Origin of the sequence: Amycolatopsis sp. NPDC023774 (assembly GCF_040639695.1) — a bacterium.
GTDB lineage: Bacteria > Actinomycetota > Actinomycetes > Mycobacteriales > Pseudonocardiaceae > Amycolatopsis.
In genome coordinates this window covers 29,606-41,344 of sequence record NZ_JBFAAJ010000030.1, presented here as the reverse complement: position 1 = coordinate 41,344, position 11,739 = coordinate 29,606, and the positions used below count along the sequence as shown (strand labels likewise).

The following is an 11,739-nucleotide window of genomic DNA, read 5'->3' as shown; positions in this document are numbered from 1 at the left end:
GCCGCAGGAGAAGGAGGAGAACTCGATGCGTGCACGCGACCTGATGTCCGCGCCGGTGGTGGCGGTGTCACCGTCCGCGTCGGCCAAGGAGGCGGCGGAAGTGCTCACGGAGCACGGGTTCACCGCGCTCCCGGTGGTCGACGACGACGAACGTCTGATCGGCATCGTCACCGAGGCCGACTTGATCCGGCACCGGGTACCCGCGGACGTCCGGTCCGGGCCCGGGCGTCCGGGCCCGGCAGCGGCCGGCCGGACGGTGGAAGACGTGATGACCACGCCGGTCACGGCGATGTCGCCGGGGACCGACGTGGCCGACCTGTGCCAGGCGCTGGTCGACGCGAGGATCCGGGCGATGCCGATCGCCGACGGCAGCCGGCTGGTCGGGATCGTCACCCGCGGCGACGTCGTGCGCGTGCTCGCGCGGGCGGACAGCGCGATCGCCGCGGACGTGCGACACCGGCTGGAAATCTACGGTGGCACCGGCCGGTGGGAGGTCGAGGTCCGCGAGGGGGTGGTGCGGATCGTCGACCGCGACGACGACGAGACCGACCGCCACGTCGCCACGGTGCTCGCGCTCGCGGTGCCGGGCGTGGTCGCCGCGGACGCCGTCTCGTCCGGCGCGGATCCGTGGTCGTGACCACCCGCGGCACCACCTGATCGGCCGGACGTGACGTCCGGCTCGGGACCCGGGACTTTGGTCAACGCGATCCGGGGGCCGCGCGGCCGTACGCTGGTCCGCGTCATCCCTTCTCGGCCGGGGAGGTCTTCGATGCTCCGCGTTTTTCTCGTGGATGACCACGAGGTCGTGCGCCGCGGCGTGGCCGACCTGCTGGACGAGGACGAGGAGATCACCGTCGTCGGCCAGGCCGGCAGCGTGTCGCAGGCGCTGGCCCGGATCCCCGCGCTCCGGCCCGATGTCGCCGTGCTGGACGTGCGGATGCCCGACGGCAACGGCATCGAGCTGGCGCGCGAGCTGCGTTCGAAGCTGCCCGAGCTCAAGTGCCTGATGCTCACCTCCTACACCGACGAGCAGGCGATGCTCGACGCGGTGATGGCCGGCGCCGCCGGGTTCGTGATCAAGGACATCAAGGGTATGGACCTGGTTTCGGCCGTCCGGGAGGTCGGCGCGGGCAAGTCCCTGCTCGACGCGCACGCGGCGGCGGCCTTGATGGCCAAGCTGCGCGAAAGCCAGGCCAAAAAAGGCCCGCTGTCCGACCTGTCGGACCAGGAACGCAAGCTGCTGGAGCTGATCGGCGAAGGCCTGACCAACCGGCAGATCGCGGAACGGATGTTCCTGGCCGAGAAGACCGTCAAGAACTACGTCTCACGGCTGCTGACCAAGCTGGGCCTGGAGCGCCGGACCCAAGCCGCTGTCCTGGCCACAGAGCTGCGCAACCAGGACCGCTGAGCGGGCGCGCGGCGCTGCTCGCGGTGGTGCCGCAAGGGTTTGCGGGCTCGACGCACCCGTGTGATCATCCTTAATGGACTCAAGGCCTCGTCGCCGCCGAGCTTCGGAGCGCGCCGCAGCCAGCGGGGTGAGCGGGGACGAAAGTCCTTGCGGCCGAGGCCGAACGCCGCCTTCGGACCGCCACCTCACCGCCGTAACGTCGCGGCGAGAGGGGCCACAGCCGGAAGCAGCCGGTGGGTGCCGACCACACTGGAGGGTGATTCCGCTGCCGACCGCCATCGACGACGACCACGGCCTGCGCTGCGGCCTGACCGGCTATCTTGCCGCGGTGAGTGCCGCGGTGGGCGTGGGGGTAAAATCCTGCACCGTGGACCTCGACGACCCCGCCTCGGCGTACGTGGCGCTCGACGTGCGCTTGCGCCGACGACCGGGGCGGGACACGGCCCTGGTGTAGGACGAGCGCCACGGCTGGTCGTTCGCCATGGAAACGCATTCGGGCGAGGACTTGCTGGTGCTCGCCTACTTCGGCGACGAAGTCGTGCCCGATCCGGTTGCCGTGCGCCGCTTCGTGGCCGGCGTCCGGTCCGCCGAACCGGTCCCGGTACCGGTCCCGCCCGAGCCGGGTGGGGACCGGAGTGAGCTGGTCGCCCGGTTGCTGCGCTACCGCCTCGACACCTTCTTGCGCCGGTGTCCTGATCTTGCGCTGAGCCGGTTGACCAATTGTCCATAGTGGACATTCGAGTGAACGTCCGGAACCGTGGACCGCCGGTCGGGTTTTCACCGGCTTGACGGTGCTCGCGAGGGTGGGAGACTAGGGCTCCCGGACCGGCGACCTGCGCGGTGTGCGAGGACCGTGGCGAAGACAGGAACGGCTGTGAGCGGAGCTCAGGACGACCAGCCCGACCCGGGCAGGCTGACCTTCCCCGATCTGCCGAGGCTGGAGCTCGACCAGTTGCTCGCGCAGCTGGTCGAACGCGCCCGGGAGGTCATGGGGACCCAGGGCCGGCTGCGCGGCCTGCTGCGCGCGACCACGATGATCACGAGTGACCTCGCCTTGCCGGCACTGCTCACGCGCATCGTCGAGGCGGCTCGCGAGCTGGTGGGGGCGCACTACGCGGCGCTGGGCGTGATCGGCCCGGACGGACAGCTGGCCGAGTTCGTGCACGTGGGCATGGCCGCGGACACGGTGGCGAAACTGGGCCACCTGCCCGAGGGCAAGGGCCTGCTGGGCGCCCTGGTCGAGGATCCCCGGCCCATCCGGCTCGCCCGCCTGCAGGACGATCCGCGGTCCACCGGCTTCCCGGCCGGCCATCCGCCGATGGCGAGCTTCCTGGGCGTCCCGATCCGGGTGCGTGACGCCGTGTTCGGCAATCTCTACCTCACCGACAGCGTCAACGGCGGGTTCAGCGCCGAGGACGAAGAGCTCGCGCTCGCCCTCGCCGCCGCCGCCGGCAGCGCGATCGACAACGCGCGCCTGTACCAGACCGCGAGGGTTCAGCAGGAGTGGCTGCGCGCGTCCGCCGCGATCACCCGCGAGCTCCTCTCGTCGGAGTCGGAGAACCCGCTCGCGCTCATCGCGCGCCACACCCGGGAGCTCGCCGACGCCGAACTGGTGACGGTCGTCAGGCCGGCCGGTACCGAGGGCACCCTGCGCGTGGACCTCGCGGTCGGGGCCGGCGCGGAGAAGCTGGAGGGCCTGGTGCTGCCCGTCGGCTCGTCGGTCTCCGGCTCGGTATTCGCCACCGGTGAGCCGATGATGGGCTCGTGGCTCGAACAACGGGAGCGGCTGCCGGTGCGGCCGCCGATCGAGATGGACGTGGACGCCGTTCTCGTCGTGCCCCTCACCGGCAGCGGGCAGGTCAACGGCGTGCTCACCGCGGCGCGCGCCACGGGCCGCCCGCCGTTCAGCGTGGACGATCTGGAGATGGCGGCGGGGTTCGCCAACCAGGCGTCCGTGGCGATCGAGCTGGCCGAGGCGCGGGCCGAACAGCAGCGCAACGCCCTGTACGACGAACGTGAGCGGATCGCCGCCGATCTGCACAGCCAGGTGGTCCGGCGGCTGTACTCCGCCGGCCTGGCGTTGCAGACGACGGCCGGTCTCGCCCGATCGGCGAACGTCGCCAACCGGGTCCGCGAGACGATCGCCGACCTCGACGCCGTCATCGACCAGATCCAGGCCACCGTGTTCTCGCTCGACGACCCGGCCGACGCCGGACCGTCACCGGTGCGCGACGAGATCCTGCGGGTGCTCTCGGAGGCCACCCCCGTGCTGGGTTTCGCCGTCTCGACCCAGTTCTCCGGCAAGCTGGACACCCTGGTGGCCGCCGATTTGGTGCCGTTCCTCGAGCGGGGCCTGCGCCTGGTCGCGCGCCACGCGGCCGCGGCCTGGGTCCAGGTGGAGATCCGGGCCGAGCCGGGCCGGCTCACCGCGGTGATCCGGCACGACGGCACGGGCGATCTCGAAGAACCGGCCGCCGTGGACCTCGCGGAGGTGGCGGAAGCCGCGCGGCTGCGCGGCGGGACCTGCGGGGTGGGCCACGGTGACGAGGCCCGTTCGGTGCGCTGGACGGTGCCCAGGAGCTAGGGGGAGCCTGCGCGGTCGTCACGCGGTGAGCAGAGTCGGGGCGACCACGACCTCCTCCAGGTCCCTTCTCGGCACCGGCGCGGCCGGCGAACCGTGGCCCAGGCGCAGGATGGTCTGCGGCCAGACCCCACCACCGAGCAGCACGCGGAGCCGTTGGCGCACGTGCGCGACTTCGACCGGTTGCGAGATGAAGGACGCGTCGAGCCCCAGCGCCGTTGCCGTCAGCAGCACGCGTTGCATGGCCTGGCCGGTCCTCAGCCGGTCGACCGGGTGGTCGCCGAACGAGCCGATCACCACGACCAGCGGTTCGGGCGCCAGGTCCGGGCAGGGCGCGCCGACGGCGCGGGTTCCGAAATCACGAAGGACCCAGGCGTCGTCGGCCGGCGGGATCCCCCCGGCGGACATCGGCACACCGTCCCGGCTGGACCGGTCGCGCGCGGTCCAGCGCTGCCACTCGGCGAGGAACGCGGGATCGTTCATCTGGATCCGGTGGCTCGTCCGCACCAGCTCTTTCAGGCCCGCCACCTGGCCGTGGTCGAGGCGGGGCAGCCAGGCGTGCTCGAGCTCCGCGGCGTGGCGCAGCAGGCCGACGACCGACGGCGGCACGATCTCGGTGCTGAACGGCGACCGGTTCGTGTGCCGACGAGGGATCTCGCGGGCGAGCCGGGCGAGCCGGTCGTCGGCCGAAGTGGCGCCCACCGGCCGCACCACGGCCAGCAGGTCCGGCTCCGGACGGCGCGGGAACAGGGACACGACCGGGTGCACGCCGCAGGCGTGGATCGCGGCGCGGAGGTTGAACAGCGCCGCGCCACAGGACAGCAGCAGCTCCCGCCGGTCCGCGTCGGCGACGGGCAAGATCCGGTCGGGGTCCGCGCGGACCTCGATGCCTCCCGGTCCGCTGGCGAACAGCCAGGGCTGAGTGTTGTGCGTCGACGGCGCGAGCGTCGCGGCGCGCAGGGCCGATCTCACCTGTTCGGAGGTGAGCCGCCCGGTCGCAGCCACTTGTAGGGTCATCGGTCTCCCGGCCGTGGAAAGGGAGTACTGGTCGAAGTCGAGCCTTGCCCTGCCAGGCTCGTCGGCCGACGCCGCGGCGGACAGAGGCGAAAGTCATCACGGGCGGCGACGCCGTGGATGAGGGAGGCGAGCGGACCGATGCCGGCAACCGGGTCCGGGGAGAGCGCCCGCAGGTTTTCGAGCACCCTGGGACAGCTGCGCCTGCGGGAGACGCTGCGGGACCTCCAGGAGCGTGTCGAGCAGCTGATCGGCACGCGCGACAAGATGGACGGCCTGCTCGACGCGGTGCTCGCGGTGGCGTCGGGGCTGGAACTCGACGCGACGCTGCGCCGCATCGTCCAGGCCGCGATCGACCTCGGTGAGGCGCGGTACGGGGCGCTCGGTGTGCTCGCCGACGACGGTTCGCTCGCAGAGTTCGTGTACCTCGGCATCGACTCGGCTACGCGGGAGCGCATCGGCCACCTGCCCGAGGGGCGCGGGCTGCTGGGCCTGGTCATCGACGAGGCGAAGCCGCTGCGGCTGGAAGAGATCTCGGAGCACCCCGCGTCCGTCGGGTTTCCGCCGCACCACCCGCCGATGCACTCCTTCCTCGGCGTTCCCGTCCGGGTGCGCGAAGAGGTCTTCGGCAACCTCTACCTCACCGGGAAGCAGGGCGGTGGCGCTTTCACCGCCGACGACGAGGTGATCGTGCAAGCGCTTGCGGCCGCGGCGGGGATCGCGATCGAGAACTCGCACCTGTACGAGCAGGCGCAGCTGCGGCAGCGCTGGCTCGGTGCGACGAGTGAGGTCACGACCGAGCTGCTCGGCGGCACGGATCCGGCCGACGCGCTGAACCTGATCGCCGAACGGGCCCTGGAGCTGACCGGCTCGGACGTGACGATGCTGGCGCTGCCCAACTCCGGCCGGCTGGACGTCGACGAGGACTGGGACGAGGAGGCCACCGACCTGACGATCACCGTCTGCGCGAGCGTGAGCGCGGTCGAGCTCACCGGCGTGCGGGTCGACACCGCCTCGACCGTTCCGGGCGCGGTCTACCGGGACCGGACCCCGCGCAGCATCCCGGTCCTGGATCTCGGCGGGGGCCGGCGTTTCGGCCCGACGCTCGTGGTGCCCCTGCGCGCGGGGGACCGCACATCGGGGGTCCTGGTCGCGGTCCGCGAGCCGGGCGCCGCCGCGTTCGGGCCGACGCAGCTGCCGGTGCTCGCGTCGTTCGCCGACCAGGCCGCGCTCGCCCTGCAGCTGGCGGCCCAGCAACGCGCCGCCCGGGAGCTGGACGTGCTGTCCGACCGCGACCGGATCGCCCGGGACCTGCACGACCACGTGATCCAGCGGCTCTTCGCGGTCGGGCTCGCGATGCAGGGCACGCGCCGCCGGCTGAAGGAGCCGGCGCTGAAGCGGCGGCTCCAGGACAGCGTCGACCAGATGCACGAGATCGTCCACGAGATCCGCACCGCGATCTTCGATCTGCACGGTGGCGCGGCGGGTGCGACCGGGCTGAGCCTGCGGCACCGGCTCTACGACGCGATCACCGAGCTCACCGACGACGCGCCCGTGCATCCCACGGTGAGCATGTCCGGCACCGTCGACGCGGTGCCCGCGCAGCTGGGCGAGCACGTGGAGGCCGTGGTCCGCGAGGCCGTCAGCAACGTCGTCCGGCACGCCGGAGCCACGTCGGTGACCATCGCGGTGTCGGTCAAGGACGACCTGCTCCGGGTGGCGGTCGCGGACGACGGCTCGGGGCTGCCCGCCGACGTCTCGCCGAGCGGGCTGGCCAACCTGCGCGACCGGGCCGAATCTGCGGGCGGGACCTTCACCATCGAGTCGCGCCCGGGCGGCGGCACGCGGGTCGAGTGGACCGTGCCCCTGCCTTGAGCCGGTGGCACCGGGGTCTTAGGTCCCTCGACCTCGTGACCGCCGCCCGTACACCGGGGCGGCTGCGCGGACCACGCTCGACGGTGACCCTTGGTGTCGCCCCCCGGGAGACCGCGATGAACGACCAGCTCCCCACCGTGTTCGACCAGGCCCTCGCGGCGGCGGTGCGAGCGCCGTCCCCGCACAACACCCAGCCGTGGCGGTTCGTGGTGGACGCGGCCACGGTCGAGGTGTGGCTCGACCGTGGCCGGGTCCTCACGGTCGCGGATCCCGCGGCACGCGAGGCGAGGGTTTCCTGTGGTGCCGCCGTGCTGAACCTCGTGATCACCCTGCGGGTCAACGGGCTCGGCGCGCGGGTGCGGATCCTGCCGGACCCCGCCTCGCCGGACCTGCTCGCCGTGGTCGGCATCGAGGGCACACGGCGTTCGACGGAACAGGACCGCCGGCTCGCCGAGGCGGTGCACCGCAGGCACACGAACCGCCGCCCGTTCGCCGACCGCGCGGTCCCGGCGGTCCCCCGGGCGCGGCTGAAGTCGGCGGCGCTGATCGAGGGCGGGCAGCTCGAGTTCCTGGACGCCTCGGGGCGCTACCCGAAGGTCGCCGCGCTCGTCCGGCGAGCGGAGTCGCTGCAGTCCGAGGACCCGGCGTTCCGGGCGGAGTCGGCGTTCTGGACCGGGCGCGCGGCGGAGAGCCCCGACGGGGTGCCGACGGTCGCTTTCGGGCCGCCGCACGAGACCCCCGGTGTCGTGTGCCACCGCGCGTCGCACACGAACCCGGCCGTTCCCTCGCGGGCTTTCGAGCAGGATCCGGTGCTGGCGGTCGTGCTGACGCGCGACCGCGGCGCGGCCGCCGAGGTCCGGGCCGGCATGGTGATGCAGCGCGTCCTGTTGACCGCCACGGCGGAAGGCCTGGCCACCTCGTTCCTCTCCCAGCCGCTGGAGGTCCACGGCACCCGGGGAGAGTTCCTGGAGCTGTTCCGCGGGCTGGGCCAGGTGCACGCGCTGCTGCGGATCGGGTACGGCCACCCGACCCGGATGACGTCGCGACGGCCGGTCGCCGAGGTGACGACACAGCGGGCCGCACCTGACGTGCCGGCCGTCTGACCGTCCGATCAGGACAGTTTCGAGGCGTTGTCGTGCTGCGCCTTCGCGTGGGTGAATTCTCGCTCGATCAGGAAAATGTCGCCGGTCGGCCGGACCGTTTCGCCCGGCGCTTCAACGGCTGGTCAATATCCATGACCAAGGGGACACCACTCGGCCGTCGGCCGTGCCTTGCGCAGTGTTCGCGCGCTGCCGGTCACAGCACGATGACCTCGGCGGGGACGGCGAACCGCACGCCCAGCCGCAGGCCCGTCTCGGCCCCGGCGGATTCCAGGAACTTCCGGGGCGACGCCATGTCGCCGGGGCCGATTCCGCGCAGGTATTCGACGTGGGCTTCGAGGGAGGCGACGCCCTGGTCGAGGAAGTCCGTCGTGTCGACGCCGTGGGTGGATTCGGGGCTGTTGGTGACGATGATCTGCCGCACCTGCCACGGGTCGAGCCCTTCGTCGAGCAGTTCCCGGAAGATCCAGCGGTTGCCCGCGTCCCGGGCGCCGTCGAGGACGGCGCGGCCCAGCGCGATGTGGTCGGCCTGGTTGGGGGAGCCCGAGGGCCAGCGGTCGTGGTAGTTGCCGGTCACAACGACGTCGGGGCGGTGCCGGCGGATGGCCCGGGAGAGGTCCCGGCGCAGGGGGAGCCCGTACTCCAGGACGCCGTCCGGGTAACCCAGGAACTCCACGAGGTCGACGCCGACGGTGGCGGCACCCGCGCGCTCCTCCGCTTCGCGCAGGGGGCCGGCGACCGCGGGATCCAGAGCGTCGATGCCGGCTTCGCCGCTCGTCGCCAGGCAGTAGACGACCCGCTTGCCCTGCGAGGTCCAGCGGGCGACGGCCGAGGCCGTGCCGTACTCGAGGTCATCCGGGTGCGCGGCGAACGCCAGCGCGGTCGACCACGATTCGTCGAGCGGCACAAGTGGTTCGGTCACCCTCGGGTCAGCCTTTCTCGAAAACCTGCAGCTTGAATGCCGGTCACCCTACTCGAATACGGACGTGGCGTTTCCGGGCAGTCCTTCCAGTCGGGACGGATGAGCCGATCTCGACGAATAGTGACCCGACCACAGCTGTTCCTTTTCTGTTCTTGTCGGGTATTCACACTGCGGCGCCGGTTGAATTCACCGAAACTGTCGCCGGCGCGAGCGCCCGCTGCCGGTCCCCCGCACCCGTGGGTGAGCGGCTTCGGGTCGGGGTGCGACGCGGTGGCGTCGCGACCCCAGCACCGGTTGCGGACACCGCGCGGAGTCATACGTCTCCTCCGCCACATCGTGACTGGGACCGAGCCGCCCCCTGATAAGTTACATAACCTCACTGTAACGTTAGAACGGCTTGACGGCCGTGAAGCGAGAGGAATCCCCATGCCCGAGCCGACCAGGGTGACCGTCGTCTACTACTCGTCCACCGGCACCACGCACGAACTCGCCCGGGAGATCGCGATCGGAGCCGAGAAGGCCGGCGCCGAGGTTCGCCTGCGCAAGGTCCCCGAGCTCGCACCCGAGGCGGCGATCGCGTCGCGGCCGGCGTGGGCCGAGCACGTCGCCGCGACCCGCGACCTGCCTGTCGTCACGCCCGAAGACCTGCTGTGGGCGGACGGCATCGTGATGGGGTCACCCACCCGCTTCGGCAACATCGCCAGCCAGCTCAAGCAGTTCCTCGACACGCTGGGTCCCCAGTGGGCGCAGGGGCAGCTCGCGGACAAGGTGTACTCCGGGTTCACGACGACCGACACCGATCACGGCGGCCAGGAATCGACGTTGCTCGCCCTGTACACCACGTTCCACCACTTCGGCGGCATCGTCGTCGCGCCGGGGTACACCGATCCCGTCAAGTTCGCCGACGGAAACCCCTACGGCAGCAGCCATGTCGGGCGGCGAGGCGAGGCGCCCGTCGACGAGACAGCTCGGGCGGCGGCCCGGCACCAGGGAGAACGCGTCGCGCGGATCGCCACCGGCGTCAAAGCCTGCGGCTGATCGGTTTCCGGCTGGTGCCGCGAGGGAGATCTCCCGCGGCGGACGAGCCGCCGGAGCGGGCCGGTGGCTCGTTGGTCCGAACGGTGCGCGAAACCCTGGCCAGGGCCATGACCGCACCGGCGGCCACCAGCAGGACCGCACCCATCACCACGAACACGGTTCGGGGCGCCGTCCCGCCGCCCAGGGCGAAGCCGACGAGCAGCGGCCCGAGGATGCCGCCGATCCGGCCGACGCCCAGGGCCCAGCCGACGCCGGCCGGTCGGATCCGAGGCGGATAGAGCACCGTGGCCAGCGCGACGACGCTCATCTGCCCGCCGGTCACGCAGGTGCCGGCGAGGAAAGCCGCGCCGAGCACCAGCCAGCTCTCCCCGGTGACCGCGAACGCCAGCATCGAGACGAACACCGCGCCGAGCAGGTAGACCACGCCGAGCGTCCCGAACGGCCCGCGCCGGTCCATCGAAGGTCCGATCACGAGCGCCGCGACGATCCCGCCGATCGTCGTGAGCGCCGTCGCGAGGACCGCCGTCGAGGGCGCGTGCCCGAGCCGGCCCAGGATCGTGGGCAACCAGCTCTGAACCGCGTAGAAGACACCCAGGTTGAGCATGAACGCGATCCACAACAACCCGGTGCTGACCAGCCAGTGCCGCCGGAACAGCTCGATCAGCGGGGATCGGTTCCGCGCCGGTGCCGCGGCGTCTGCGGAGCCGTGCTCGGCGGGCAGCACGAGCGTTCGGTGATCCAGGTCCGGGTCGAGGCGGCACAGGGTCGCGCGAGCTCGAGCGGCGTCGCGTGGCAGAAGGTAGCTCGGTGAATCGGGCAGCAACTTCAGCAGAATGAGCGCGAGGAGCAACGGCAGGACGCCGGCGAGCACGAACAGGGGCCGCCATCCCCAGGCCGGGATGACCACTCCGGAGATCAGGCTCGCCGCGACGAAGCCGAGGGCCAGCCAGCAGTAGATCAACATGACGAACGTCGAGCGGCGCCGGGCCGGCGCGAACTCGCTGGCCAGCGCGACGGCGCTCGGGATGGCCGCGCCGAGGCCCGCCCCGGTCGACAGCCGCAGCGCGATCAGCTGCGTCTCGTTCTCGGCCACCGCGCACAGCACGGTGAACACCCCGAACAACGCCGTGGCGGTGATGACGAGCTTCCGGTGTCCGATCCGGTGGGCCAACGGCGAGAGTGCCAGGTAACCGATCATCAGCCCGACGATCGAAGCCGAGAAGATGGGTCCGAGCGCGGCGACGGGCAAGGACCATTCCCGGGCGACAGCCGGGGCGACGAAGCTGATCGCCTGGGTGTCGAGACCGTCGAGGAACATGACCAAGCCGGTCAAGGCCAGGACGAGGAAGTGGAATCGGCCTACCGGTCGGCCGTCGATCAGGTCGTCCAGGCGCACGGTGCGGCCCGGTTCCGGCATGCGAGAAGACACGGCGCTATCGCCTTTCGTGTGGGGGCACGAGTCACCGAGGGTTCGGTGGTGACGCGGGGGAGACGAGCGGGTTCAACGGGAGCCGGGCTCGGCTCCGGCCGTGCGGTTCTTGATCTCGTTCCCGAACGGGATCGTGCGCTCGATCAAGTCTTCGGCTGTCGCGCTCATGTGCTGTCTTCTCCTGGCGTCATTGCCGGAGCGGGATGCCCCGCGCTCGACGAAGGTAAGACACTTCTTACGTTACAGTCAATAGCTGTAACGTATTGAGTCCGCGAAGCTCGCCCGTGATGGGCCCGACGCCCAGGCCGCGTCGCTCGGCACACCATCGCCACCTGGTGCTTTGCCTGCGGCCGGAACCCGCCGTTCAGTGCT

9 protein-coding genes and 1 pseudogene are annotated in these 11,739 nt (G+C 71.6%); 7 read left to right on the top strand and 3 right to left on the bottom strand.

Annotated elements, in window-relative coordinates; translation table 11 throughout:
• Positions 1 to 25 precede the first annotated feature (25 nt).
• From AB0F91_RS38090 to AB0F91_RS38075, 4 genes and pseudogenes are all read left to right on the top strand, one after another.
• Complete coding sequence (locus AB0F91_RS38090) at positions 26 to 637, top strand: CBS domain-containing protein (RefSeq protein WP_360605780.1); 612 nt, start codon at positions 26 to 28, stop codon at positions 635 to 637.
• A gap of 132 nt (positions 638 to 769) precedes the next feature.
• Positions 770 to 1,408, top strand: a complete 639-nt coding sequence (locus AB0F91_RS38085; RefSeq protein ID WP_360605778.1) for a response regulator transcription factor — start codon at positions 770 to 772, stop codon at positions 1,406 to 1,408.
• A gap of 73 nt (positions 1,409 to 1,481) precedes the next feature.
• Positions 1,482 to 2,138 (top strand): annotated as a pseudogene (locus AB0F91_RS38080) (DUF6292 family protein).
• 144 nt (positions 2,139 to 2,282) lie between these two features.
• The gene (locus AB0F91_RS38075) at positions 2,283 to 3,992 is read left to right on the top strand and encodes a GAF domain-containing protein (protein ID WP_360605776.1); all 1,710 of its coding nucleotides are present in this window, start codon (positions 2,283 to 2,285) and stop codon (positions 3,990 to 3,992) included.
• Between the two features lie 18 nt (positions 3,993 to 4,010).
• Here AB0F91_RS38075 and AB0F91_RS38070 read toward each other — a convergent pair whose 3' ends face one another.
• Complete coding sequence (locus tag AB0F91_RS38070; RefSeq protein ID WP_360605774.1) at positions 4,011 to 5,006, bottom strand: nitroreductase family protein; 996 nt, start codon at positions 5,004 to 5,006, stop codon at positions 4,011 to 4,013.
• 138 nt (positions 5,007 to 5,144) lie between these two features.
• Here AB0F91_RS38070 and AB0F91_RS38065 point away from each other — a divergent pair, with 138 nt between their 5' ends.
• Entirely contained in the window at positions 5,145 to 6,878 is a 1,734-nt protein-coding gene (locus AB0F91_RS38065) for a GAF domain-containing protein (RefSeq protein ID WP_360605772.1), read from the top strand.
• 116 nt (positions 6,879 to 6,994) lie between these two features.
• Positions 6,995 to 7,981, top strand: coding sequence for a hypothetical protein (locus AB0F91_RS38060; protein ID WP_360605770.1), 987 nt, complete (start codon positions 6,995 to 6,997; stop codon positions 7,979 to 7,981).
• A 193-nt stretch (positions 7,982 to 8,174) separates the two neighbouring features.
• Here AB0F91_RS38060 and AB0F91_RS38055 read toward each other — a convergent pair whose 3' ends face one another.
• The gene (locus tag AB0F91_RS38055) at positions 8,175 to 8,900 is read right to left on the bottom strand and encodes a PIG-L deacetylase family protein (RefSeq protein WP_360605768.1); all 726 of its coding nucleotides are present in this window, start codon (positions 8,898 to 8,900) and stop codon (positions 8,175 to 8,177) included.
• A 426-nt stretch (positions 8,901 to 9,326) separates the two neighbouring features.
• Here AB0F91_RS38055 and wrbA point away from each other — a divergent pair, with 426 nt between their 5' ends.
• Entirely contained in the window at positions 9,327 to 9,938 is a 612-nt protein-coding gene (wrbA, locus tag AB0F91_RS38050; RefSeq protein WP_360605766.1) for an NAD(P)H:quinone oxidoreductase, read from the top strand.
• Here wrbA and AB0F91_RS38045 read toward each other — a convergent pair.
• Entirely contained in the window at positions 9,922 to 11,355 is a 1,434-nt protein-coding gene (locus AB0F91_RS38045) for an MFS transporter (protein WP_360605764.1), read from the bottom strand. The two genes, wrbA and AB0F91_RS38045, sit on opposite strands and share 17 nt — an antisense overlap.
• Between the last annotated feature and the right edge of the window lie 384 nt (positions 11,356 to 11,739).